The sequence below is a fragment of the Microbacterium sp. 3J1 genome, from assembly GCF_001049495.1.
Lineage (GTDB): Bacteria > Actinomycetota > Actinomycetes > Actinomycetales > Microbacteriaceae > Microbacterium.
The window spans coordinates 176,537-200,848 of sequence record NZ_CDWI01000004.1 but is presented as its reverse complement, the minus strand read 5'-3'; the positions used below and the strand labels follow the sequence as shown (position 1 = coordinate 200,848).

At 69.9% G+C, this 24,312-nt stretch carries 25 protein-coding genes; 6 read left to right on the top strand and 19 right to left on the bottom strand.

Annotated elements, in window-relative coordinates; genetic code table 11:
• Positions 1 to 80: 80 nt before the first annotated feature.
• The 6 genes from BN2660_RS02995 to BN2660_RS02970 all read right to left on the bottom strand — a co-directional run bounded on the left by BN2660_RS02995 (position 81) and on the right by BN2660_RS02970 (position 5,239).
• The gene (locus BN2660_RS02995) at positions 81 to 701 is read right to left on the bottom strand and encodes an Ig domain-containing protein (RefSeq protein ID WP_091227090.1); all 621 of its coding nucleotides are present in this window, start codon (positions 699 to 701) and stop codon (positions 81 to 83) included.
• A gap of 90 nt (positions 702 to 791) precedes the next feature.
• The gene (locus BN2660_RS02990; RefSeq protein WP_255305001.1) at positions 792 to 1,700 is read right to left on the bottom strand and encodes an endo alpha-1,4 polygalactosaminidase; all 909 of its coding nucleotides are present in this window, start codon (positions 1,698 to 1,700) and stop codon (positions 792 to 794) included.
• The gene (locus BN2660_RS02985) at positions 1,604 to 2,299 is read right to left on the bottom strand and encodes a DUF899 domain-containing protein (protein WP_091227087.1); all 696 of its coding nucleotides are present in this window, start codon (positions 2,297 to 2,299) and stop codon (positions 1,604 to 1,606) included. The genes BN2660_RS02990 and BN2660_RS02985 overlap by 97 nt, the downstream gene beginning before the upstream one ends.
• Positions 2,300 to 2,400: 101 nt before the next feature.
• The gene (locus tag BN2660_RS02980; RefSeq protein ID WP_091227085.1) at positions 2,401 to 3,807 is read right to left on the bottom strand and encodes an MFS transporter; all 1,407 of its coding nucleotides are present in this window, start codon (positions 3,805 to 3,807) and stop codon (positions 2,401 to 2,403) included.
• A gap of 80 nt (positions 3,808 to 3,887) precedes the next feature.
• A complete protein-coding gene (locus tag BN2660_RS02975) occupies positions 3,888 to 4,961 on the bottom strand; it encodes a carboxylate-amine ligase (protein ID WP_091227083.1) in 1,074 nt (357 codons plus the stop codon).
• Positions 4,962 to 4,972: 11 nt separating this feature from the next.
• Positions 4,973 to 5,239 carry a DUF7218 family protein gene (locus BN2660_RS02970; RefSeq protein ID WP_091227080.1) on the bottom strand — a complete coding sequence of 89 codons (267 nt, stop codon included), beginning with the start codon at positions 5,237 to 5,239 and terminating at the stop codon, positions 4,973 to 4,975.
• Positions 5,240 to 5,356: 117 nt separating this feature from the next.
• Here BN2660_RS02970 and BN2660_RS16530 point away from each other — a divergent pair, with 117 nt between their 5' ends.
• Positions 5,357 to 5,521, top strand: a complete 165-nt coding sequence (locus BN2660_RS16530; protein WP_167948911.1) for a hypothetical protein — start codon at positions 5,357 to 5,359, stop codon at positions 5,519 to 5,521.
• 30 nt (positions 5,522 to 5,551) lie between these two features.
• Here BN2660_RS16530 and BN2660_RS02965 read toward each other — a convergent pair whose 3' ends face one another.
• Positions 5,552 to 5,758, bottom strand: coding sequence for a CsbD family protein (locus BN2660_RS02965; RefSeq protein ID WP_091227077.1), 207 nt, complete (start codon positions 5,756 to 5,758; stop codon positions 5,552 to 5,554).
• A gap of 241 nt (positions 5,759 to 5,999) precedes the next feature.
• Between BN2660_RS02965 and BN2660_RS02960 the strand changes: the two genes are divergently transcribed.
• Positions 6,000 to 6,377, top strand: a complete 378-nt coding sequence (locus BN2660_RS02960; RefSeq protein WP_255305000.1) for a four-helix bundle copper-binding protein — start codon at positions 6,000 to 6,002, stop codon at positions 6,375 to 6,377.
• A 28-nt stretch (positions 6,378 to 6,405) separates the two neighbouring features.
• On the opposite strand, the gene BN2660_RS02955 is transcribed toward BN2660_RS02960, so the two are convergent.
• Positions 6,406 to 6,753: a hypothetical protein gene (locus tag BN2660_RS02955; RefSeq protein WP_091227072.1), complete on the bottom strand. Its 348-nt coding sequence runs from the start codon at positions 6,751 to 6,753 to the stop codon at positions 6,406 to 6,408.
• Positions 6,754 to 7,075: 322 nt separating this feature from the next.
• Here BN2660_RS02955 and BN2660_RS02950 point away from each other — a divergent pair, with 322 nt between their 5' ends.
• Positions 7,076 to 7,561: an FBP domain-containing protein gene (locus BN2660_RS02950; protein ID WP_091227070.1), complete on the top strand. Its 486-nt coding sequence runs from the start codon at positions 7,076 to 7,078 to the stop codon at positions 7,559 to 7,561.
• A gap of 7 nt (positions 7,562 to 7,568) precedes the next feature.
• Here BN2660_RS02950 and BN2660_RS02945 read toward each other — a convergent pair whose 3' ends face one another.
• The 4 genes from BN2660_RS02945 to BN2660_RS02930 all read right to left on the bottom strand — a co-directional run bounded on the left by BN2660_RS02945 (position 7,569) and on the right by BN2660_RS02930 (position 13,093).
• On the bottom strand, positions 7,569 to 9,830 hold the full coding sequence (locus tag BN2660_RS02945; protein WP_091227122.1) for a beta-xylosidase/alpha-l-arabinosidase: 2,262 nt from the start codon (positions 9,828 to 9,830) through the stop codon (positions 7,569 to 7,571).
• A 107-nt stretch (positions 9,831 to 9,937) separates the two neighbouring features.
• Positions 9,938 to 10,822: a carbohydrate ABC transporter permease gene (locus tag BN2660_RS02940; protein WP_091227067.1), complete on the bottom strand. Its 885-nt coding sequence runs from the start codon at positions 10,820 to 10,822 to the stop codon at positions 9,938 to 9,940.
• A complete protein-coding gene (locus BN2660_RS02935; protein WP_255304999.1) occupies positions 10,819 to 11,823 on the bottom strand; it encodes a carbohydrate ABC transporter permease in 1,005 nt (334 codons plus the stop codon). Before BN2660_RS02935 ends, BN2660_RS02940 begins: the two co-directional genes overlap by 4 nt.
• Complete coding sequence (locus BN2660_RS02930; RefSeq protein WP_091227065.1) at positions 11,804 to 13,093, bottom strand: extracellular solute-binding protein; 1,290 nt, start codon at positions 13,091 to 13,093, stop codon at positions 11,804 to 11,806. The genes BN2660_RS02935 and BN2660_RS02930 overlap by 20 nt, the downstream gene beginning before the upstream one ends.
• A 163-nt stretch (positions 13,094 to 13,256) precedes the next feature.
• On the opposite strand from BN2660_RS02930, the gene BN2660_RS02925 reads away from it, so the two are divergent.
• A complete protein-coding gene (locus BN2660_RS02925) occupies positions 13,257 to 14,261 on the top strand; it encodes a LacI family DNA-binding transcriptional regulator (RefSeq protein ID WP_091227062.1) in 1,005 nt (334 codons plus the stop codon).
• A 28-nt stretch (positions 14,262 to 14,289) separates the two neighbouring features.
• On the opposite strand, the gene BN2660_RS02920 is transcribed toward BN2660_RS02925, so the two are convergent.
• From BN2660_RS02920 to BN2660_RS02895, 6 genes are all read right to left on the bottom strand, one after another.
• Positions 14,290 to 15,141 (bottom strand): PaaX family transcriptional regulator, encoded by an 852-nt coding sequence (locus tag BN2660_RS02920; RefSeq protein WP_091227060.1) that lies wholly within the window; start codon positions 15,139 to 15,141, stop codon positions 14,290 to 14,292.
• Positions 15,131 to 16,399: a kynureninase gene (locus BN2660_RS02915; RefSeq protein WP_091227057.1), complete on the bottom strand. Its 1,269-nt coding sequence runs from the start codon at positions 16,397 to 16,399 to the stop codon at positions 15,131 to 15,133. The genes BN2660_RS02920 and BN2660_RS02915 overlap by 11 nt, the downstream gene beginning before the upstream one ends.
• Before the next feature lies 1 nt (position 16,400).
• Entirely contained in the window at positions 16,401 to 17,357 is a 957-nt protein-coding gene (locus BN2660_RS02910) for an amidohydrolase family protein (protein WP_091227054.1), read from the bottom strand.
• Positions 17,357 to 18,211 carry a tryptophan 2,3-dioxygenase gene (locus tag BN2660_RS02905; RefSeq protein WP_091227052.1) on the bottom strand — a complete coding sequence of 285 codons (855 nt, stop codon included), beginning with the start codon at positions 18,209 to 18,211 and terminating at the stop codon, positions 17,357 to 17,359. Before BN2660_RS02905 ends, BN2660_RS02910 begins: the two co-directional genes overlap by 1 nt.
• An 86-nt stretch (positions 18,212 to 18,297) precedes the next feature.
• Complete coding sequence (locus tag BN2660_RS02900; RefSeq protein ID WP_091227049.1) at positions 18,298 to 20,013, bottom strand: amidase; 1,716 nt, start codon at positions 20,011 to 20,013, stop codon at positions 18,298 to 18,300.
• Complete coding sequence (locus BN2660_RS02895) at positions 20,010 to 21,050, bottom strand: agmatine deiminase family protein (protein ID WP_091227046.1); 1,041 nt, start codon at positions 21,048 to 21,050, stop codon at positions 20,010 to 20,012. Before BN2660_RS02895 ends, BN2660_RS02900 begins: the two co-directional genes overlap by 4 nt.
• A 77-nt stretch (positions 21,051 to 21,127) precedes the next feature.
• Between BN2660_RS02895 and BN2660_RS02890 the strand changes: the two genes are divergently transcribed.
• Both BN2660_RS02890 and BN2660_RS02885 read left to right on the top strand, forming a co-directional pair.
• Positions 21,128 to 21,781, top strand: a complete 654-nt coding sequence (locus tag BN2660_RS02890) for a TetR/AcrR family transcriptional regulator (RefSeq protein ID WP_091227042.1) — start codon at positions 21,128 to 21,130, stop codon at positions 21,779 to 21,781.
• Positions 21,782 to 21,786: 5 nt separating this feature from the next.
• Positions 21,787 to 23,160 (top strand): pyridoxal phosphate-dependent decarboxylase family protein, encoded by a 1,374-nt coding sequence (locus tag BN2660_RS02885; RefSeq protein WP_091227039.1) that lies wholly within the window; start codon positions 21,787 to 21,789, stop codon positions 23,158 to 23,160.
• Between the two features lie 57 nt (positions 23,161 to 23,217).
• Here BN2660_RS02885 and BN2660_RS02880 read toward each other — a convergent pair whose 3' ends face one another.
• Positions 23,218 to 24,273 carry an alpha/beta hydrolase gene (locus BN2660_RS02880; RefSeq protein WP_091227036.1) on the bottom strand — a complete coding sequence of 352 codons (1,056 nt, stop codon included), beginning with the start codon at positions 24,271 to 24,273 and terminating at the stop codon, positions 23,218 to 23,220.
• Positions 24,274 to 24,312 lie beyond the last annotated feature (39 nt).

The following is a 24,312-nucleotide window of genomic DNA, read 5'->3' as shown; positions in this document are numbered from 1 at the left end:
GACGCCATGCTCTCGGCTTCGCGGACGACTCGCAACGCTGTTGACCGGCGCTGCCGAGGTGGCTACGGCGGCGGGAGAGCTCAGCAGGTTCCGGCGAGCTGGCAGTCCCCGTTCAGAACGGCGTCGTAAACGTAATTGAGATTCGGGAGTTCGAGAGTCACGCGAACGGCCTCAATCGCGAGTCCTCTTCCGGTTGTGCCGGCGACCTGCCCTGCCGTCTTCACATCCATCCAACCGATGCTCTGTACATGCACTGTGTAGCGAACCTTCACAGCGGTGCACGTCGACCACATCTTTATCGCCTCGAGCCGAAGACCTCTGCCCGTCGTCCCCGCGGAGCCCGACACTGCTTGCCAACCCACGTTCTGCACGTGCCCCTGGAGGTTGATACTGCAGTTCGCGTCGCCGATGACCTTGGGGATATCGCTTCGAATCTGGACGGAGGACGGATCGATGTACTCGAGCCGCAAGGACTGTCCCTCGGTTCCCACAGAGAAAGTGAGCTTGTTCGAACCGCTCACGAGATCCGTAGTCTGCGATGTCGACCGCCACCCGATGTTCTGAATATGGGTGCTCCAGCTTGAGGACACGGTGACTCGGGGCATGGTCTGCGCCGACGCCGCGGCCGCGGGCAGGGCGAGCGACATCGCAAGTGCCCCCGCAGTGAGAAGGGCAAGCAATGGCCCCGTCTTCTTGATCATGCATTCCTCCGCACCCAGTTGTTTGTGGGACAGTAGCACTTCGGCGACCACCCCTACGCGAGGATGTGGACAGACGGCGAGCGCTCCCGATCACCGGCACGTCTCGAACACGTGCCGGAAATCGCTCGGCGTGAGCAGTTCGCGGTCGCGCAGCACCATCGACGCCGGCGACTCCTCGTCGGCGCACATCTCGGCGAACGGGCGGGGCAGACCGTCGGTGTACTCGATGTCGATCACCGCGTCGCCGTAGACGGCGGCGTACGCCGCGCATTCCTCGTACGCCGCGCACTCCTCGACGACCGCGAAGTCGAATCCGGCGCGCTCGTGCAGCTCGGCGGCATCCTCCGCGGCGTTCTTCTGCCCGGCGGCGAGGCCTGCCGTGTGGGCGATGTCGACGAGTGCGGATGCGAGCGCGAGATTGTCGTCGAGCGTCAGTGCGCCGCTCGACCGCGTGTACGAGTCGAGGTTGTCGAACTCGACGCCGCTGTAACCGGCATCCCCGCAGGCCCGGATCCACGGACCCACCATCGCGGCGATGCGGTCTCGCCGATCCGAGGTCGAGGTGTCGAGCAGTGCCTCGTCGGGCCAGTCCGGGTCGAACACGGTCTCCCCGTCGGTCCGCAGCAGCAGGTCGTCGTCCCAGTCGTCGAGCTCGCCCGGCTGCGTCTGGAAGCCGTTGACATAGCAGATCGAGTAGACGCCGTCGGCCGGGGGATCCGACCGATCGCGGCCGACGACGCCCACGCCCTCGGCCGGCTCGTACGCGCCGCCGAGCTGATAGTCGGGCGTCGCGCCCGCGGGCGGCAGCACGACGATGGGGTCGGCCGCGCTCTCGACCGCGACGCAGCCCGAGAGCGCGGATGCCGCCAGCAGCAGCGCGGCGATGCCCGTGGCCGTGCGTCTCAGGAGCGGGCTCCGTACAGCTCGGCGATCTCTTTCGACCCCATGCCCTGAGAATACGTCGGATGCTGGGGCCAGCCCTCCGGCGACTCCTCCCACTCCTCCTGACGGCCGTAAGGGAGCAGGTCGACGAGCCCCTGCAGGTGACTCATCCGTTCGGTGCCCCGACCGTTCGTGTGCCAGGTGCGGTAGACGGTGTCGCCGTCGCGCAGGAAGACGTTGACTCCGAAGCCCTCGTTCGGTCCGGCGTCCATGTCGGCGCCGAACGAGCTGTCCGCGCTCGAGAACCAGGCCATGCGGTTGCCCACCCTGTCGCGATAGGTCAGTGCCTCATCGATGGGGCCGTTCGTCACGATCACGAACCGGGCGTCGTAGTAGCGCTCCAGCACGTCGAGTCGCGTGAACTGCGATGTGAAGCCCGTGCAGCCGGGGCACTGCCACTCGTTGCCGTCCGACCACATGTGGTTGTAGACGATCAGCTGCGGGTGTCCGTCGAAGACGTCGGCGAGGCGCACCGGTCCGTCGGCGCCGACGAGCGTGTACTCGGGCAGCTCGACCATCGGGAGCCGCCGTCGCTGCGCCGCGATCGCGTCGAGCTCCCGTGTCGCCGCCTTCTCGCGCACGCGGAGCGCGTCGAGCTCGCGCCGCCACGTGTCGGCGTCGACGACGGGGGGAAGGGGCGTCTGGGTCGTGCTCATGGAATGGACCTCCGGGTGGCTCGGACCGACAGTGCCCTCAGTCTGCGCCGGGTCGCCGACACCGTCAACGGTCGCCGCCGAGAGAGGTCGAGGGTACGCGCTCAGCGGGCCGCATCCGGCACGTCGACCACCGGCTCGCCCGCCTCCTCCTCGGCGGGGTTGCGTCGGATGCCGATCCACGACACGGCGCCGCCGAGCACGAGCAGGGCGGCGGTGACCCAGGCGGCGTTGTGGAAGCCGGCGAGGTTCAGCGTGCCGCCGATGATGGTCGACAGCATCGCCACCACGAGGAGTCCGGCGACGCGGGCGACGGCGTTGTTCACGGCCGAGGCGATGCCCGAGCGCGACTCGTCGATCGCCCCGAGGATCGCGGACGTGAGCGGGGCGACCGTGAGCGAGAGGCCGAGTCCCATGACGATCATCGCCGGGAGCACCTGCCACCAGTAGTCGAAGTCCTCGGCGACGAGCAGGAGCATGACCGCACCCGCCGCCATCACGAGCGGACCCACGGTCATGAAGATGCGCGGGCCGAAGCGGCCGGCCCAGGACCCGGCGCGCGAGCTCAGCAGGATCATGAGGATCGTCATCGGCAGACTGGCGAGGCCGGCGGCCGTGGCGCTCAGACCGGCGCCCTGCTGCAGGTAGACGCCGACGACGAAGCCGTTGAGCGACAGCGCGGCGTAGACGAACAGCGTGGCGAGGTTTCCCCACGCGAAATCGCGCACCCGGAAGAGCGAGAGCGGCATGAGCGGGGTGGCCGAGCGCTGCTGACGCACGAGGAACCAGGCGAACATGGCGGCGCCGAGCACGCCCGGCAGCCAGATCGCGGGGGAGGACCACCCGAGGTTCGGCTGCTCGATGAGCGCGAACACGACGGCCCCGAGACCGATCGCGCACAGGGCTCCGCTGAGCCAGTCGACGCGCACGCCGCTCGGGCGCTCGGTGAGCTTCATCCGGGAGAGGAGCACCAGCGTGATGGCGATCGGCACCACGTTGATCAGGAAGACGAAGCGCCACGAGAGGAAGTCGACGAACAGCCCGCCGAGCAGCGGACCGACCAGCTGCGCCGCGGTCGTGAAAGCCGTCCACACGCCGATCGCGCGGGACTGCAGGTCGCCGCGCATGGTCGCGGTGATGAGCGCGAGCGAGCTCGGCACCAACAGCGCGCCCGCCGCGCCCTGCGCGGCGCGGGAGATGATGAGGATCAGCGGATCGGGAGCCGCGGCGACGGCGACGGACGCCACACCGAAGGCGATCAGGCCGACGCGCATCACGAGCACCCGGCCGTACGCGTCGGAGAGAGAGCCGGCGAGCAGGATCAGAGCACTGAGGGTGATCAGGTACGCGTCGACCACCCACTGCTGGGTGGTGATGCCTCCGCCGAGCTCGTCGCTGATCGCGGGCAGCGCGACCGTCACGACGGTGCCGTCGAGGAAGGTCACGAACGATGCGAGGACGGCGACAGAGATGACGAGGCGCTGCAGCGGAGCGAAACGGGAGGAGGCCACACGCTGAGGCTACTGCCGTCAGACGACATCGCGGCCGCGCGAGGAGGAAAAGGCGCCGCCGCCCGGGTCACGACGGCCGGTCAGGACTGCGCGGTGCCCGTGCGGTACAGCTCGCGCAGTCCGTCGACACCGCCCCGCTCCCAGGCGCGCAGCTGCCGCTGTGCCCCCGTGCCGTCAGTGCGCAGGCGCCCCATCATCTCCGTGACGAACTCCTCGTCGCCGTGCGCCGCGAGCGTGGGGGCGATGCGACGCAGCATCCGATCGGCGATCTCCCGCACCGGGGCGACGTCGCCACTGGTGGGGTCGACGATACGGGCGTCCGCCCCGTGCCGCGCGGCGGTCCAGAGCGAGCCGTCGATCGCGTCGAGGGCCACGTCGGGAGCGTCGTCGAGCGCGTCGCTGAGTACCAGGGCGCGTGTCAGGGCGACCGCGAACAGGGTCTCGTCGACGGTCAGCTGAGCATCGAAGACCCTGACCTCGACCGTCGGGTAGCGCTCCGCGAGGCGCACGGTCCAGCCCAGCGAACTCGCCTCGGCGATCAGGCCGACGTCGATCAGCTGATCGACGCGGGCGCGGTAGTCGGCGACGTCGTGGAACCTCGGCGGGGTCCAGCACGTCGGCAGACGACGGATGAGGATGCTCCGCCAGCTCGCGAAACCCGAGTCCCGGCCGTGCGCGAACGGCGCGTTGCCGGTGAGCGCGAGGAGCGTCGGCATCCACGCTCGCACGCGGTTCAGCGCCCGGATCCGCTCCTCGTCGTCCGGCACCTCGACATGGACGTGCAGGCCGTTGGCCAGGTGCTCCCGCGTGATCTCGCCGAGGAGATCGGCGACGACCAGGTAGTGCTCCGACGGTGAGAGCTCCATGCGCAGCGGGGCGATGAAAGGGGTGCCGGTCGCCACCGCGATGCCGCCCTCGACAGCTGCGTTCTCACCGATCAGCGCGCGCATCCCGCGCAGCTGCGCCGCAGCATCCGCGCTCGTGCCGAGCGGCGACGTGGCTGCCTCGAGCTGACAGGTCAGGTACTCGGGGGAGATCGTGCCGCCCGCACGCTCGCCCACGATCCGCGCCCGGGCGTCCTGGCTCATGGCCAAGGGGACAAGAGTCTCCTCATCGAGGAGGATGAACTCCTCCTCGATGCCGAATCGCGCCAACGGCGGCGGCCCTAGTGATCGCGGAGGGCGGAGATGAGCTCTGCCTTCCGCTTGCCGCTGTAGCCGGTCAGTCCGATCTCCTTGGCGCGCGTGCGGAGCTCGGCGACGGTCCAGTCCTCGTAGTCGCCGTGTGAGCCGCCGCGCTTGCCGACGGCGCTGCGTCCGTCGCGCGCGGCCGCGTTCGAGATGCGCGCAGCCTTCTCCTTCGAGGCCCCGTCGTCGCGGAGTTCTTCATACAGCTCCGGATCCTTCAGGGAGTTGTTCCGGCGTCCTGGCATGTCTCCTGCTCCTTTCACACGGCGGGAAGGCTCGCGTCAAGCCCCTCCGGGGCGCGGGCGTCCGGGTCTAGGTTGACCATAGATGGGCGCGCCGCGCCCCGAAGAAGGGAAAGACCGATGAACATCCTTCTGATCATCGTCATCGTGATCGCTATCATCCTTGCGATCACCGGCGGACTCGTGCAGTCCCTGCAGTTCCTGCTGTGGGTCGGCCTGGTGCTGCTGGCTATCGCTGTGATCGCCTGGTTGATCCGCTCCATCTCCGGAAACCGCACCCGCTGATCCGGGGAGTGAGGCCCGCCTAGGCGGGCCTCACTCCTTGAAACCGTCCCGAAGGCTCTCGCCGGCGTTCTTCGCCGCGTCCTTGACGTTCTCTCCGGCCTGCTTGGTCGACGCCTTGGTCTGGTCAGCGTGTCCCTCTGCTTCGAGGTTCTCGTTGTCCGTGGCCTTTCCGACGCCTTCCTTGATCTTGCCGCCCAGCTTCTCGGCGTTGTTCTTGATGTCGTCTCCTGCACTCATGTGCTTTGTCCTTTCATCAGTCGATCAATGGGAGTTTCACTCTCGCACGGGCCTCGGATACCGGCCACGGGATTGACAACGGACAGGACTCGTGACAGGTCTGATCGATCGTCGACGTGGCGATGTTCGCGGGCTACCCTGGCCTCAGGCGGGTGGTCCTGCCCGCTCCTCCTCGGCGGAATCCTCTCTCAGGATCCGATGACGAAAGCGGTGTGCGATGGACTCGATGATGATGGGCGCCATGTCGAAGAACATGGAGTCGATGCCCGACATGGCGACGATGGACATGGCCGTCCTGCAGGCATGTATGGATGCGTGCTCGGCGTGCGAGCAGGCATGCACGGTGTGCTCGACGCAGCTCATGGACTGCGCGCCCGCCTGCATGAACTGCGCCGACATGTGCAACACGATGATGCGGTCGATGATGCGGATGCAGGGCATGACCCCGGCGACGATGATGGCGATGCTCGACGCCTGCATCGCGATGTGCCAGATGTGCATGGACGAGTGCATGGATCACGCCGACCACAGCGAGGTCTGCCGGATGTGCGCTCAGACCTGCAAGGACTGCATGGACGCGTGCATGGCCGTCAAGGACATGATGATGGCGACCGCCTGACGGCGGCACCCTGCGTCGACAGACGCGCTCAGGCCAGCGCGACGTTGAACTGCGTGCGGCCGACGGCCAGCACGCCGTAGCGCACGTGCAGCGCCACCGGGGTGCCCTCGGCGGCCTCGAGCGCCGCGCCTCCGCCGTTCCAGAGCTCGTGGGCGACACCGTCGAGCGTGCGCACGATCAGGTCGCCTCCCTCAGCATCCGCGTGCTCCACGATCGCATCGACCCATTCGGCGCGAGTCGCCGACGCGATGCGCGCCTGGATCAGATGAAGGGCGTGACCGGCCGCGAACGACGAGCATGCGAAGCCGTGCCGGCACATGCACGCCGCACGCTCACGCACCGAGAGGGGCGAAAGGCGGTTCAGCGGCGTGGACACGGGGTCTCCTTCATGGTCGATGCGAGTGGGCGTTCCGGCCAGAGTAGGTCGGTCGCCGAGCGCACGGAACCCGAAGCGACACGCGGTGAAACAAACGGGCGTAGACTCGCCGGGTGCTGTTGTCGATGAGCGCTCTCCGGATGCCGGAGCGAGCGCGGAACGGAGCCGCAGGCGCCTTCAGCGCCGCGGACAGAGGCTGACGATCGGCCGGAGGCGGAACATCCCGTCGCCGGGGCCTCGTCGTATCCCGCATCCGCTCGGATGCCCCTCTCCTCTCCCTCGGTCGCCGTCGCCGGCGACTCACACGAAAGCACCTCTTCTCATGCGTCCCATCGACGAGCGCGCGCTGCGCGCCTCCTTCATCAACGCCTCCCGCAAGGAGGTCTCCGACATCACCCTGCCCCCGGGCTTCGACGACATCGACTTCGACTCGCTCGACTACCTCGGCTGGACCGACCCGAAGATGCCGCGCCGCGCGTACGTCGTGGTGTGGATCGACGACGTCGCGACCGGTGTCTTCCTCCAGCGCGCCGAGCAGCGCGTGATCGCCCGCGCGCAGTGCTCGTGGTGCGAGGACGTGACGCTCCGCAACGACGTGCAGCTGTACGTCGCCCGCAAGGCGGGACCCGCCGGACGCAAGGGCGACAGCGTCGGCATCCTCACCTGCGCGGAGTTCGGATGCTCGAAGAACGTGCGCATCCTCCCTCCGCTCGCCTACGAGGGGTACGACCGGGAGCTGGCGAGGGAGCTGCGCGTCGTGAAGCTCCAGGAGCACGTCACAGCGTTCATCGGCGCCGTCAGGCCATAGCGCGGCGTCACACGACGTCGAACGTCGCGACCGTCTCCTCGTCGTCGCACGCGCCGCCCACCCACAGCCGGATGCGTCCTGGTTCGACCCGCTTCACGCCGTCGACTCCGGTGAATGCGAGGCGGTCGACCGGGATGTCGAAGTCGACCGTGGCCCGCGCCCCCGCGGCGAGCGTGACCCGCCGGAAGCCGATCAGCTGGGCGACCGGACGGGTCACGCTCGCGACCTCGTCGTGCGCGTAGAGCTGCACGACGTCGGTCGCCTCGCGCTCGCCGGTGTTGTGCACGACCACCGACGCGCGGATGCGCCCGTCGGTGCGAACCTCGGGCGCGACATGCAGACCCGAGTGCGTGAAGGTCGTGTAGGTCAGCCCGAATCCGAACGGTCGCGCCGGCGTCGGGTCGGCGCTGGTCACGTCGGTGCGCCCGCCCAGCGCCGCGTGGAGGTACGAGTACGGCTGCGAGCCGGCCGAGCGCGGCATCGACACGGGCAGCCGGCCGGACGGCGCGACCCTGCCGCTGAGCACGGATGCGACCGCCGGCCCTCCCTCCTCACCGGGGAAGAACGCCTGCAGCACCGCGGCGGGTCGGGGGGCATGCGCGTCGCCGATCGTCGCATGCGGAGACTCCGGCAGATCCTCCGCGTTCACGGCGCCGAGTCCGACGATCACGCCCTCGGCGCTCCGCCGCGGCGGGAGCGCCCAGTCGATCGCGTAGGGACGCCCGGTCATGAGCACGACCACGACCGGTGTGCCCGTGGCGACGGTCGCCTCGACGAGCCGCCGCTGCACTCCGGGGAGCTCGAGGGTGTCGACGTCGTTGCCCTCGCCGACCGTGCCTCGTCCGAAGAGCCCTGCGCGGTCGCCGACGACGACGATCGCCACGTCGGCTGCCTCCGCGGCCTCGACCGCGGCGGAGATGCCGGAGTCGTCATCGCCCTCGACGGCGCAGCCGACCGTGCGGGTGATCTCGGCGGACGGCAGCTCGGCGCGCAGGGCATCGAGCACGGTGGGCAGCTCGATTCCCGAGGGCACACCCGGATGGTGGGCCAGCACGTGGTTGACGAACGAGTAGCAGCCCATGAGCGCCTCGGGGCTGTCGGCGTTGGGTCCGATCACCGCGATCCGCGTCGTGCGCTGCGGGTCGAGGGGGAGCACGCCGTCGTTGCTGAGCAGCACCAGTGACTCATCGGCGAGTCGCCGGGCGATCTCTCGGTGCTGCCGGGGGTCGAGGTCGATCGCCGAGGGCGGGGCGCTGAAGTCGGCATCCAGGAGCCCGAGCTCCTCCTTCTGCGTCAGGACGCGGCGTACCGCCCGGTCGAGGATCTCCGGAGCGAGCCGTCCGTCGCGCACCTGGTCGGCCAGCGTCAGGTAGGCGTCGGGGGAGGGGAGCTCGACGTCGATGCCGGCGGTGATCGCGAGTCGTGCGGCCTCGGCCTGATCCGCCGCCGCTCGGTGCATGCTCCGCAGGAAGTCGACCGAGAAGTAGTCGGACACCACGACGCCGTCGAAGCCCCACCGGTCCCGCAGCACGCCGGTGAGGTAGGTCGGGTCCGCCGCGAACGGGACGCCGTCGATGTCGGAGTACGAGTTCATGACGCTGCGGGCGCCGCCGTCGCGCACGGCCTGCTCGAACGGCGGCAGCAGGACGTCCTCGACCTCTCGTCGCCCCGCGCTCACGGGCGCGTGGTTGCGCCCGGCGCGCGACGCGGAGTAGCCGACGAAGTGCTTGAGCGTCGCATGCACACCCTCGCTCTGGAGGCCCCGCACGTAGGCCGTGCCGATGGCGCCGACGACGAGCGGGTCTTCGGCGATGCACTCGTCGACGCGTCCCCACCGCGCGTCCCGGATCACGTCGAGCACGGGCGCGAGGCCCTGGTGGATGCCGAGCTGCCGCATCGAGGAGCCGACCGCCGCGCCCACCTCCTCGACGAGCTCGGGGTCGAAGGCGGCGCCCCAGGCGAGCGGCGTCGGGAAGGTCGCGGCCTTCCACGCGGCGAGGCCCGTCAGGCACTCCTCGTGGACGATGGCCGGAATGCCGAGTCGGGTCTCGCGCTGCAGTCGGGTCTGCTCAGCCCACAGCCACGCGGCCCTCTCGACGGGGTCGACCGGACGGGTGCCGTAGACCCGCGTGAGGTGCCCGATCCCGTGGGCCGACGCCTCGTCGTATCGCGTCGAGCTCTTCTTCTCGTCGGACATGGGGGCGACGACCTCGTCGCCCTGGTCGACCCAGAATCCGACCAGCTGCGCCTGCTTCTCCTCGAGCGTCATCTGCGCGAGGAGCCGCTCGACGCGCGCGGAGGCGCCGGGCTCGGAGGGGGATGCGGTCACGATCTCTGCTTTCGTGGGAGGGGTCATGGTGCGGGCGGTCGGAGTCGTCATCCCTTGACCGCCCCGGTGAGGCCGCCGACGATGCGTCGCTCGAACAGGCTGAAGAAGATCAGTGCCGGGATCATCGACAGCGAGGTGAACGCGAGCACCTTCGCCGTGTCGACGGAGTACTGCGAGGCGAACGACTGCACGCCGAGCGGCAGGGTGAACGCCGAGGCGTCGTTGAGGATGAACAGCGGCAGCAGATAGCCGTTCCAGCTGCCGATGAACGCGAGGATGCCGGTCGTGATGACGCCGGGGAGCGAGAGCGGCAGCACCATCCTCCAGAAGAAGCCCAGGCGACTGCATCCGTCGATGAAGGCCGCCTCCTGGATCTCGTCGGGGATGGCGCGAAGGAACGGGACGAGGATGATGATCGTCGTCGGCAGCGCGAAGGCGATCTGCGGGAGGATCACCCCGCCGAGCGAGTTCATGAGCCCGAGACTGCGGACCACGATGTACAGCGGCGTGATCGCGACGGTCAACGGGAACATCAGGCCGGCGGCGAAGAACGCATAGAGCACGCCGCGGCCCGCGAACCGGTAGCGCGCCAGCACGTACGCGGCCATGAGGCCGAGGACCACGACCCCCACGGTCGTCGCGAGCGCCACGATCGTCGAGTTGCCGACCAGGCGCCAGAACACGTCGCCGGTGAGGACGTCGAGGTAGTTCGACACCACCCACGGCTGCGGGAGCCCGGCCGGGTCGGTCGTGATCTGGGCGTTCGTGCGAAAGCCGCCGAAGATGATGTACGCGATGGGCGCGAGCATGAGTCCGACCGCGATCAGCGCGACGAAGTACACGGCGGGATTCGCCCACGGCAGCGGGGCCCGCGCGGTGCGCCGCCGCACGCGGCCGGGGCGCTGCGTGACGAGCAGCGAGGTGGCGGTCATCGGACGGACTCCTTCTCGGGTACGGAGGCGACGGTCGCCGGCTCGGCCTCGCGCGGGGCGCGTGCAGCCTTCGTTCCGCGCGTGCGGCCCGAGGCGCCGGTCAGAGCGCCCTCGGTGTCCTTGCGCAGCACGGCCCGCTGGTAGATCAGAGCGACCACGAGCGAGATGATGAAGAGGACCACGGCGACGGCGTTGCCGTATCCGTAGTTGCCGGCGTTGCGTCCCTCGGAGACCATGTACGTCGCCATGGTCGAGGTGCCGGCGGTCGAGGCGATGTACTGCCCCCAGATGATGTAGACCAGGTCGAACAGCTGCAGCGAGCCGATGATCGACAGGAACGCCCAGATCCGCAGGGTCGGCGCGAGCAGCGGCAGCGTGATGCGCCACTGCGTCTGCCAGTAGGAGGCGCCGTCGATGGCCGCGGCCTCGTGGAGCTCCTCCGGGATGCCCTGGAGTCCGGCGAGGAAGAGGATGACGGCGAACCCGACGTACTTCCACGTGATGATCGCCATGAGCGTCCAGATCGCGATGTCGGGGTTCGACAGCCAGTCCGTGGCGAGGAACCCCAGCCCCATGTTCTCGAGCATCGCGTTGAGTGCGCCGTTGGTCTGGAGCATCAGACTCCATCCGGTGCCGACGACGACCTCCGAGATCACGTACGGCACGAAGATGAGCACGCGGATCAGAGACTGCCCGCGCATCCTCCGGTTCAGCAGGAGGGCGAGGAGGATCGCGACCGGGCCCTGCAGCACGAGCGAGAGCACGAGGATGATGCCGTTGTGCGTGAGCGCGTCGTGGAACAGCGGGTCCTGGAGGATCGTGAGGTAGTTCTTCAGCCCCACGAACTCGGTCGGCGGCCCGTACCCCTGCCAGCTGAAGAAGCCGTAGTACGCGGCCATCAGCACCGGGAAGATCACGAAGGCCAGGAAGACGACCAGGGCGGGCCCGGCCAGAAGGATCACTTCCAGCCGGGCCGCCGTGTCACGCTTTCGCTGCGGCATCCTGGACAGCCTTGACGAGGTCCTCGGCGTCGCTGTTGCCCGCGAGCAGGTCGACCACGGCGACGTTCAGCGCGTTGCCGACGTTCTGTCCGTAGACGGTGTCGAGCCACTGCGTCGCATACGGGGCGGCGTTGTAGGCCTCGAGGATCGCCTGCAGGTAGGGCTCCGTCACGGCCTCCTGCGCGACCGTGTTCACGGGCGGTGCGTTGAACGCCTTGTAGTACGCGGTCTGCACGTCGGAGGTGCCGAGGTAGTTCAGGAAGTCGACGCATGCGTCGGGTGCATCGACCGAGCACGAGTAGCCGTCGACGCCACCCATCATCGAGCCCGGTTCTCCGTCGCCGCCCTCGATCTCGGGGAACGGGAACCAGCTGAGGTCGGCCAGCGGCTGCTGGTCGGGGGTGAGCGAGCCGATCACGCCGGGGTTCCACGCGCCCATGAGTTCCATGGCGGCCTGGTGGTTGGCGATGAGGCCCGCCGAGCTGCCGGCTCCCTGCTGGGCGGGCGTGGTCAGGAACCCGGAGTTGAACGGCTCGGTCTGGGCGAACGCCTGCAGGTCCTCGCCCGCGCGGACCCAGCACTCGTCGCTGAAGTCCATCTCGTCCGCGGCTGCGGCAAGGGTGTCGGCGCTGCACTCGCGCAGCGCCAGCCAGTAGTACCAGTGCGCGGCGGGCCAGGCGTCCTTGGCTCCGAGTGCGATCGGGTCGATCCCCGCGGCCTTCAGGGCCTCGGTGGCGGTCTCGAGCTCGTCGAGCGTCGTGGGGTTCTCGGTGATGCCTGCCTGGTCGAAGAGGTCCTGGCTGTAGAACAGGCCGCCCGGGAGCACGGCGACGGGCATGGCGTAGATCTTGTCGTCGAGGCTGTTGGCCGAGTACGCGGCATCCGGGATCTCATCCGCCGCCGGACCGGTGATCGCGTCGGTGAGGTCCTTGAGCTGTCCGGCCTTCACCATCGCCGCCATCTTGCCGCCGCCGCGCTGGAGGAAGATGTCGGGGGCATCGCCCGAGTTGAGGGCCGTCTGCAGCTTGCCGTCGAGGTCCTCGTTCTGGATCGACTGGATCTCGATCGTGACCCCGGGATTCTCCTCCTCGAAGTCGGCGACCGTCTGCTCCCAGAACTCGACGCCGGGGCCGGTGGTGGAGTTGTGCCAGAGGGTCATGCTGTCGGATCCGTCGCCGGATCCGGAGTCCCCGGCCGTGCAGCCCGAGAGGGCGAGAGCCCCGACGGCGACGACGGCCGCGGAGGCGAGCGAGAGCCTTCTGCTGTTCATGTGATTGTTCTCCTCATCGAGTCGCGCGCCGCGACGATGCGGGCGCCCGCGGCAGCTCGGGTGAGGCCGCGATGGGATGCAGTCTCTCCGCGCCCTGACGCGTCGTCAAACGTTTTCGAAAACAGTTTCCGTCCGTGTGGTCGCGCCGATACGCTGGCGTCCTATGGGGGCACGCACCACGATCCACGACGTCGCGAAGGCGGCGGGGGTCTCGGTGTCGACCGTCTCGAAGGCGGTCAACGGCCGCTACGGGATCGCGGATGCCACGATGCAGCGCGTGCTCGACACGGTGCGCGACCTCGGCTACGAGTCGAGCCTCGTCGCCAGCAGTATGCGCGCACGTCGGACCGGGGTCATCGGGGTGCTCCTGGCCGACTTCGAGCCGTTCAGCGCCGAGATCCTCAAGGGGGTGGGGGCCGCGATGCACGACTCGGCCTTCGATCTCCTGGCCTATGCGGGGTCGCATCAGGGCGCGGGGGACGGCTGGGAGCGGCGGTCGTTGAGCCGGCTCTCGGGCACACTGATCGACGCCGCGATCATGGTCACCCCCACCGTCGTCGGCGCAGCCACCGAGATCCCCGTCGTCGCGGTCGACCCGCACACCGGGCGTGCCGACCTGCCGACGGTCGAGTCGGACAGCTTCGGAGGAGCGCTCGCCGCGACCCGTCACCTCATCGAGCTCGGGCACCGACGCATCGGCTTCCTCGCCGGGCGCCCGGACCTGCGCTCGGCCGGCCTCCGCGACGCCGGCTATCGTCGAGCGCTCGCGGATGCCGGCATCCCGCTCGACCCGTCGCTCATCGGGATCGGTCGGTACGAGCTCGAGACCACGCGCGAGTCGGCCCGGGTCATGCTCGCCTCCCCGTCGCGACCGACCGCCGTGTTCGCGGCCAACGACCTGTCGGCGATCGCCGTGATCGACGTCGCACAGGGACTCGGGCTGCGTGTGCCGGACGACCTGTCGGTGATCGGCTTCGACGACGTCCCCGAGGCGACGCGGCGTCCGCTTCCCCTGACGACCATCCAGCAGCCGATGCGTCGGCTCGGCGCCGTGGCGGCCGAGATGGTGTTCACGCTGCTCACCGGTCGCGAGCTCGAGGAGATGCACGTGATCCTGCCGACGCGGCTGGTCGCGCGCGCGACGACGGCGCCCGTGCGGGAACGATGAGCGCGCTCCCTCGCGAGGAGCGAGTCGACTAGAGGGTGGCTGAGGTCTCGCGGGAGGCGAGGCCGCGGACGTGCTGCCATGCGGCATCCCGCAGCGTGCCCGAGAGCCGCTCGAACTCCGCGATGCTGCGTCGACCCGGCCAGACGGCGGGGAGCATCGACGGCGGCAGCCCGGGGTCGACGTAGGGGAGCACGCGCCAACGGTCCATGAGGTGGACGTACGCGGCGAACGGTTCTGGAGGAAGCGCCGCGAGCGAGCGCTGGAAGGCCAGATGCTCGGTGCGCAGCGTCTCGAGGTCCCACCACAGCGCGGCGGTCTCGGGCAGCGTCGCGGCGGTGACGGGCGTCGAGGCCTGGAAGAGGGTCGCCCCGGCGCGGATGCCGAGCTCGTCGAGGATGCCCTCGACCTCGCCCTGCAGGTGGCCGGGGCAGATCCACAGGGCGGGGGAGACCACGCCCGCGCCGATCCACTGCAGGCGACGGCGGAGCTGGTGGCGCACGCTGCGGGCGCTCTCCGGTATCGAGAACGAGATCAGGCACCAGGTGTCGGCATCCGTCATCTGCCTCATCGCGAAGATCCGCCGATCCCCCCGCTCGAGCATGGGGAGCGCGTCGGGGTTCAAGCGGTAGCCGATCGCCTGCCCGCGTGCGGCGATCAGCAGCCCCTTCTGCTTGAGCCGCGTGATCCCCGTGCGCGCCTGCGCTGCGGGAATGCCGAGGTCACCGGCGAGGGCGACCAGGTCGGCGGCCGAGATCCAGCCGCCGAGCGGGCGCAGGTAGACGCCCACGAGAGTGCGGAGGAGGGACGCCGTGCTTCCGGGGCGGGCGTCGATGTCATCGAGAACCGGGCGTGCGGTGGGGCCGGCCGTCTCAGCCCGCACGGGACTCCAGCGCGTCGCGCACCGCGAGCACACCCGTGATCGTCTCGACGTGCGAGGTGCTCAACGGCGAGAGCCCGAGGCGGATGCCGTCGGGGAACCGGAAGTCGGGGATGATCCCGCCGGCCCACAGCGCCTTCGTCACCTCGCGGAACTCCGGATGCCCGATCGTGACGTGCCCGCCGCGGATCGACGCGTCGCGCGGGCTGAGCAGGCGCACTCCGAGCGGCGCGAGCACCTCGTCGACGGCGCGCACCGCGAGGTCGGTGAGGCTCAGGGACTTCTCGCGGACGCCGTCGATCGTCGCCTGCTCGATGAGATCGAGCATCCCCTGCATGGCGAGCATCGACGTGATGGGCGGGGTGCCGCTGAGCAGCTGGCGGATGTCGCCGGCGGGCTCGTACGCAGGGCCCATCGCGAAGATGTCGGCGGCGCTCCACCACCCCTGGATCGGCTGCCGCAGCACGCCCTGGTGCTCGCGGCGCAGGTAGGCGAAGGCGGGGGAGCCCGGGCCGCCGTTGAGGTACTTGTAGGTGCAGCCGACCGCCAGGTCGACACCCCAGTCGTCGAGCTGCATCGGCACGACGCCCGCCGAGTGGCAGAGGTCCCACATCATGAGGGCGCCCGCGTCGTGCACCGCCGCGGTGATCGCCGGCATGTCCGCCAGCGCGCCGGAGCGGTAGTCGACGTGGCTGAGCGACACGAGAGCCGTGCGGTCGGACACGACGGCGGCGACGTCGGCGACCTGGACGCCGAGCACGGGGTCGGGCTCGAGCCAGCGGATCGTCGCGCCGGTCTCGGCGGCGACTCCCTCGGCGAGGAACCTGTCGGTCGGGAAGTTCCTCGTCTCGATCACGAGCTCGGTGCGGCCCTCGGTGCGCCCGCTCCCCGGCCGGTCGAGAGCGGCGCGCATCAGCTTGTAGATCAGCACGCTCGTCGAGTCCGCGACGACCGTCTGACCCGGCGCCGCGCCCAAGGCGATGCGGCCGATGCGGTCGCCGAGTTCCATGGGCAACGCCATCCACTGCTCGTCCCAGGAGCGGATGAGGCGCGTTCCCCAGTCCTCGCGGGCGAATGCGGCCAGACGCTCGGGGATGTCGCGCAGCGGGCGTCCGAGCGAGTTGCCGTCGAGGTAGGCGGCGACGCCGGGCGCCTCCGAGAACGCGTCGAGGTGTGCGCGCAGCGGGTCGGCGGCGTCGAGGGTGCGGGCGAGGTCGAGCAGCGCGGCGTCGGCGATGCGGGAGGCGGCGGATGTCGTCATGTCAGGCCTTCAGGTCGGCGCCGGTCAGTGCACGGGCGAGGGTGGGGTCGGCGTCGGTGCCGGGGAGTCGGAGCAGTACGGATGCCGGGTCGAGGGGCTTCTGCGGGGCGAGTGCGCGCAGCAGCGCGGCGCCGGTGATCCCGGCATCCCGCAGCGCGGCGATCTCCTGTCCGTTCACGCCGACCGGTGTGGGGCCGTTGCCCATGTCGGTGCCGTAGAGCACGGTTCCGCCGGCGGCATGGAAGCGGCGGACGTTGTCGAGCGCGATGCGCAGGTCGGCGCCGCCGTGGATCGCGAGCGTCGAGATCCACGAGACGGATGCCGCCTGCGCGGCGATCTCGTCATCGGTGAGCCGCTCGGTGAACGGCGCGTGGGCGAGCCGGTCGGCCCCGAGCCGGGCGACGCGCTGCGCCTCGCCGCGGCCCTCGGCGTGGGCGACGACCGGGAGTCCGCGCGCGTGGGCGTTCTCGACGATCACACCGAAGAGGGCGTCGTCGAAGACGGGGCCGGCGGTGCGGTTGCTCGCGACCTTGATGCAGGATGCTCCGGCATCGGCCATCTCGCCCACGGCCGCCTCTGCCGCGGTGGCGTCCGCGACCTCACGGAACGAGTCGACCGGCGCCCAGTCGCGGTCAGTGGGGTAGCCGCCGACGGACGTGAGGAATGCCCCGGCGAACTCGATGGCCACGCCCTGATCGTCGAGCGAGGAGCGGAGCTCTGAGAGGACACGCGGATCCGCGCCCAGATCGACCACGCGACCGAGCGACGACGCGGCGAGCAGCGTGTGGTCCACGAGCTGAAGATGCACGTGGTGGTCGGTGAATCCGCCGACGAGCACGCCGTCGAGGCGCCGCATCCCCGGTGTCGCCCAGGCGTCGCGCAGCACCGGGCGGCCGTCCTCGATGCCGAGCACGCCGTCGCGCCATCCCTCACCGTCGAAGAACGTGGCGGCGAACATCAGCTGCCGATCTCGGTGCGCACGGTGTACAGCTCGGGGAAGAACGTGAGGTCGAGTGCGCGCTGGAGGAAGCCGACGCCGCTCGAGCCGCCGGTCCCGACCTTCATGCCGATCGTGCGGGCGACGGTCTTGAGGTGGCGGAAGCGCCAGAACTGGAAGTTGTCCTCGAGGTCTACGAGGTCTTCGCAGGCCTCGTAGAGGTCCCAGTGCTCCTGGTGGTTCTGGTAGATCTCGCGGATCGCGGGCACCAGCTCGGGCGTCTCGCGGTAGGGGAGGCGCACGTCCCGGTCGAGGATCTCGGCGGGGATCGGCAGCCCGCGGCGCGACGCGTAGCGCAGGAACTCGTCGTACAGCGTCGGCTTCTCCCACTCGGCGGTCAGCAGAGCGAGGTTCGCGGGATGGTCGCCGAAGACGCCGAGCATCTTCTCGTTCTTGTTGCCGAGGGCGAACTCGACCGCCCGGTACTGCACCGACTGGAAGCCCGAGGAGTTGCCGAGCGCTCCACGGAACTGCGCGTACTCCGTGGGGGTGAGGGTCGCGAGGATCGACCACTGCTGCGTGATGACGTCCTGGATGCGCTTGATGCGGGCGACACGCTTCAGGGCTTCACGCAGATCGTCGCTCGCGAGCAGCTCGCGAGCCGAGGACAGCTCGTGCAGGAGCTGCTTGAGCCAGAGCTCGGTGGTCTGGTGCTGGATGATGAACAGCAGTTCGTCGTGGTGCTCGGGAACGCTGACCGGATGCTGCGACGTGAGCAGCTGATCGAGAGAGAGGTACGACCCGTAGGTCATGCGACCGGACAGATCGGTGACGATGCCGGCCTCGAGCTCGCGCTCGTTGTTCTCGGTGCTCATGGGTCGCTTCCTGTCGTGACGGACAGGAAAAACATATAACGATCGTGGCGAGCGTCACAATAGTGAAATGTCGAGGGGGAGTGGTCCTAGAGCCTCGGGGTGCGCGGGGGAGACGTGCGGCGCGCTCCCGGCTCTCCGACCGCCTCGAACGCTGCGGCCAGGCGCAGCAGAGCCGAATCGTCGTAGGCGCGGCCGGCGAACGTCAGGCCGATCGGCATGCCGATGTCAGCCATGAGCCCCATGGGCACGGTCACGGTGGGGATGCCGAGGTGACGCACGGCGAGGTTGCCGTTCGCGATCCACGTGCCGTTGCGCCATCCGAGGTCGGCGGACGCCTCGTTCACGTCCATGTCGGCCGGGCCCACATCGGCGACCGCGGGGAACACCACCGCGTCGAGTTCGAGCTCGTCCATCCACTCCTCGAGGTCGACGCGTCGCGTCTCCTCGAGTCCGCGCAGGCCGTCGGGGAGCTCCGGCATGTCCTCGAAGCGAGCGCCCGGATTCTCGCGCACCCAGTCGGGGTACTCGGCGATGTCATCGTCGAATCCCGTGTAGCGATCGGGGAGCGCGCCCTCGGGGTGCGGGAAGATCGAGGACCCGTCGACGGCCGCGAGTGTGTCGAGCGCCGGGTCGCCGTTCGCCTGCAGGAAGTCCTCCCACGCCCACGCCGACAGGTCGACGATCTCGCGCCGCAGGTACTCCGGCGACACGAGCCCACGGGTCGCGATCGTAGGCGCCCCCGGGCGGTCGCCCTCGTAGTTCGACACCACGGGGAAGTCGACCTCGACCACGGTCGCGCCCGCTGACTCGAGGTCACCACGAGCCGCTTCCCACTGCGCGATCACGGAGGCGCGGGTCTCGATGCGCTGCCCGGTGGGGCCGCCGATGCCGGGGTTCTCCGCCATGCCGGCATCCGGATCCGCGTTGATGTACATGCGGGGGATGCCGATACGGACGCCGGCGAGCGGGGCGCCGCCCTCGGCCGCGAGCGCCGGGTACGACTCGGGGCGGACGGCGGATGCCGACGGCACCGGCACCCAGGGCTGCGCCCGCCAGAAGTCGCCGCGGGTGTCGGCGTCGTCGGCGACGATCACGTCGAGCACCTCGAGCAGGTCGGCCATGGTGCGGGCGTGCGGCACGACGACGTCCATGGTCGGAACCAGCGGCCAGTTGCCGCGGGTCGAGATCACGCCACGCGAGGGCGTGTAGGCGCAGAGCGCGTTGTTCGTCGCGGGGCCGCGGCCGCTCGACCACGTCTCCTCGCCGAGCCCGAACGCGCCGAAGCTCGCGGCCGTCGCCGTACCTGAGCCGTTGGACGACCCCGAGGCGAACGGAGCGGTGAGGAAGTCGGCGTTGTACGGGCTCTCCGCTCGTCCATAGACACCGCGCTGCATGCCGCCGTTGGCCATCGGGGGCATGTTCGTCAGCCCCAGGCAGATCGCTCCGCCCGCTCGCAGGCGCTCGACCGTGAACGCATCGCGCTGCGCGACGAGGTCCGCGAACGCCGGGCTGCCAGATGCGGCGGTCAGGCCGCGGACCAGGTAGCTGTCCTTCGCGGTGTACGGGATGCCGTCGAGCGGCCCGAGGGTCGCACCGCTCGCCCGGCGGGCATCGGAGGCCGCGGCCTCGGCGCGCGCCTCGGGGTTGCGCACGACCACTGCGTTGAGCGCCGTGTCCGTCTCGGGACCGTCATAGGCGTCGATGCGCGCGAGGTACGCGTCGACCAGTTCGACCGCCGTCGTCGTCCCGTTCTCGAGCGCTCGCCGCAGCTCGGCGATGGACGCCTCCACCACGTCGATCATCCGCGCACCCCCACGCTGGGCTGCTGCTGGGTGATGCAGTGGATCCCGCCGCCGCGGTCGAACAGCGGGCGCGCGTCGACCGTGACGACGCGGCGGCCGGGGTACGCGTCGGAGAGGACCTCCCGCGCCGCGGCATCGGCCTTCTCGTCGCCGAAGCCGCACGCGACCACGCCGTCGTTCGTCACGAGGTGGTTGACGTAGCTCCAGTCGACGAAGCCTTCGTCGTCGCGAAGCGTCGAAGGCGCGGGGAGGCCGATGACCTCGAAGCGGCGGCCCGCGGCATCCGTCTGCTGCTCCAGGTGCGCGCGCAGCTCGCGGGTGACGGCATGATCGGGGTGCTCCGGATCCTGCTGATCGTGCAGCAGCACCCGGCCCGGAGCGACGAGAGTCGCGACGATGTCGACGTGCCCGTTGGTGCCGAACTCGTCGTAGTCGCGGGTGAGACCGCGGGGCAGCCAGACGGCCGTGGTCGCGCCGATCGTGCGCGCCATCTCGGCCTCCACGCGCTGCCTGTCGGCGTAGGGGTTGCGGCGCGGATCGAGCTGCACCGTCTCGGTGAGCAGCACCGTGCCCTCGCCGTCGACGTGGATCCCGCCGCCCTCGTTCACGAGCGTCGAGCTGACGAGCTCGGCGCCGACGGCGCCGGCGACGATGCGCGCGTGCTGCGCGGCCTTGTGCCACTGCGCCCACGCCGGAGCACCCCAGCCGTTGAAGATCCAGTCCACGGCCCCGAGGACTCCGGGGCGATCGGGGTCGATGACGAACGTCGGGCCGGAGTCCCGCATCCAGAACTCGTCGACCGGCGCCTCGACGATGTCGACGGCGCCGCTGAGCAGGCGTCGGGCGCGGGAGATCTCGCTCGGGTCGACCAGCATCGACACGGGCTCGAACTCGGCGACGGCGTGCGCGACGGCCGTCCATGTGGCATAGCCCTCCTCGCGCTGCGCCGTCGTGTCGCCCAAGGTCACGCCCTCGGCGGGGAACGCCATCCAGGTGCGGTCGTGGCGTGCGGTCTCGGCGGGCATCTGCCAGGCCATGATGGTCTCCTCGCTGTCGACCGCCGCGGGGAATCCGCTATTGAACGGGCGATCAACAGGTGCTACAGTAACCGGTGATGAAGACCGCGTCAAGAGCCCCCGCACCGCGTCGACTGCCTCCCGAGCAGCGCGAGCGATCGATCCTCGACGGCGCCATCGCGCTCGCCGGTGAGAGCGGGCTCGAGGCGCTGACAGTGCGTGCGATCGCCGCGCGCGTGGGGGTCACTCCCGCACTCGTCGCGCACTACCGTCCGGTGATGGACGCCTTCATCGCCGAGGTGTTCTCCGCGATCGTGGCCGCCGAACGCGATGAGGTGATCGACGCGTACGACGCCTCGATCGGGCTCCGCGACAACCTCCTGCGCATCATCGAGACCCTGCTCGACGACTCCCGCGACGACGTCGCCATGGTCTGGGTGCAGGCATGGGCCCTGGGTGCGCGCAACGACGCCCTGGCCGCCGGCGTGCGGGCCGAGATGGACCTCTGGCAGAGCGGCCTCGAAGACCTGATCGCGCGGGCGATCACCGAAGATCCGAGCATCCGGGTCGACCCGGGGACGTCCGCGTGGATGCTGCTCGCGATGGTCGACGGCATGAGCGCGCACTCGCTCGTGAAGTGGGCGCCGCGCGATCGCTCGGACCTCGCCAGACGCACGCTCGCGGCGGTGCTCGATGCGCCGACCGACACTCGACAGGGCACGTCGCCCGCACTCACCGGAACGGACAGCTGAGAACCATGGGCGCAGACCGCATGCATGCCGCATCGACCGAGTCGACGGCGATCGTCGACGCCGTGCTCGACTACTCGCGACGGCGGATGCTCGCCGCCGACGTGCCGCTCGACAAGCCGCAGACCCCGGCCGAGCTCAACCGGCTCGTCGGCCCGACGATCACCGACACGGGCCTCGGATCGCACCGGGCGCTCAGCGTCTTCGAGCACATCCTCGCGCCGGCGTGCCTGACCACGAGCCACCCCGCCTACCTGTCGTTCATCCCCACGGCACCGACCATCGCGTCGATCGCGTTCGACCTCGTCGTCTCGGCATCCGGTCTGTACGGAGGCAGCTGGCTCGAGGGTGCGGGAGCCGTGCACGCCGAGAACGAGGTCCTGTCCTTCCTCGCCGCGGAGTTCGGCCTGCCCGACACCGCCGGGGGAGTGTTCGTCCAGGGCGGCACGATCGGCAACCTGTCGGCGCTGGTCGCCGCGCGCGAGGCCGCGAAGACCCGCCTCGCGGAGCAGGGGAAGACGCCCCCGTCGCGCTGGAGGATCGTGTGCAGCACAGAGGCGCACTCCTCGAACAAGTCCGCCGCGAAGGTCATGGACGCCGACGTCCTGCTCGTGCCGGCGGGAGCCGACGGCAGACTGCGCGCGGATGCCGTGCGCGAGGCGCTGCGCGAGCACGGCGACGAGATCTGCGCCGTCATCGCGACGGCAGGGTCGACGAACTTCGGGATCGTCGACGACATCGGGGGCATCGCCGCGCTCAAGGACGAGTTCGACTTCTGGCTGCACATCGACGGCGCGTACGGGCTCACGGCGATGCTCGCCCCCGAGGCGCGCGACATCTTCGTCGGGGTCGAGCGCGCCGATTCGGTGATCGTCGATCCGCACAAGTGGCTGTTCGCGCCGTTCGACTGCTGTGCGCTGATCTATCGCGACCCCGAGAACGGACGCCGGGCGCACACGCAGCACGCGGAGTACCTCGACACCCTGACTGACGGCGACGACTACAGCCCCTCGGACTACTCGATCCAGCTCACACGCCGCCCGCGGGGTCTGCCGCTCTGGTTCTCGTTGGCCACCTACGGCGTGACGGCCTACCGCGAGGCGGTCGGAGCGACGCTCGCCCTGACGAAGCGCATCGCCGACGAGATCGCCTCCCGGCCCGGGCTGCGTCTCGTGCGAGATCCGCAGCTCTCGGTCGTGGTGTTCGAGCGCGAGGGGTGGGAGCGCGCCGACTACGACCGCTGGTCCGACGAGCTGCTCGACTCGCAGCGGGCCTTCGTCGTGCCGAGCTCACACGGAGGCCGTCCGAACACCCGGTTCGCGATCCTCAACCCGCTCACGACGTTCGAGAGCCTCGTCGGCATCCTCGACACGATGGAGTAGGGGCCGGACCTGTTCCTTCCCGGCAGATCGGGACAGGGCGTGCGTGGTGGGCGAGGCTCAGCGCGTCGTGTGCGCGTCCAGGAACTCGATCGTCTTCTGCAGGGCCGTCCGCGCGTCCGGCATGTCGAGGTGGAACTGGTACTCGTGCGGCAACGCGGGTTCGTGAGGGGCCGGCCAGAACAGCGTCGTGACGTCGACGCCCAGCTCCTCCAGGCGCTGAGCCATCGGGATCGACTGCAGCCAGGTGAGGCCGTCGCCGTTTCCGCCGGAGATGTACGTGGTGGGGAAGTCGGCGGTGACCCAGTCGATGGTCGACATGGTCGCGCCGGTCGAATCCTCCGCCCAGGTCTTGGTGCCCGAATACGCCCACATGGCTGACTTGAGGCCCCACCCGGCGATGCCGTCGAGCCGGGCGAGCGCCGCCAGGTCGTAGACGCCGCAGTTGAGAATCGTCGCGACGACCTGCGATGCCTCCAGCGACGGCTCGATGTCCATGATCGCGGCATAGTCGGGGCTGGTGATGAGGGTGGCCATCTGACTGGCGAGCTGGCCGCCCGCCGAGTCCCCCGCGAGCACGATCTGGTTCGGGTCGACGCCGAGCTCCTCGGCGTGCTCGTCGATGTAGGCGAGCGCGTCGTTGAGCTGATGCACCGCGAGCGGGTACACGCCCTCGGGGCCGATCGTGTAGTTCACGGCGATCGTCGTGTAGCCCTCCGCGGCGAGGATGCGCATGTACGGGTCGACGTTCTCCTTCTCTCCGGAGATCCAGGCGCCGCCGTGGATCCAGACGACCGTCGGCAACGGGGCGGTGGCGGATGCCGGGGCGAAGACGTCCATGGTGGTGTCTGCGCCGCCGTCGGAATAGGCCACGTCGAGCTGCTCGGTGAGCGCCGTATCCGGGACGTGCGCGTCCATCTCGGCCGCTGTGGCCTCGCCGCCCTGCGTGAACACCGACCGGATGAGCATGGCGGAGGGCCAGGGGGTGAGGGCGCCGACGATCGCGATCACCGCGACCACGATGAGGACGACCCCGAGCGCGATCGTGGTCCGATGCCACGGGCGGCGAACCCTCTTCGGGTGGGTGGACTCGTCGGCGTGCGCGCTCGTGGTCATGGAAACCCCTCTCCGCGCATCATCATGGCAGTATTCCGG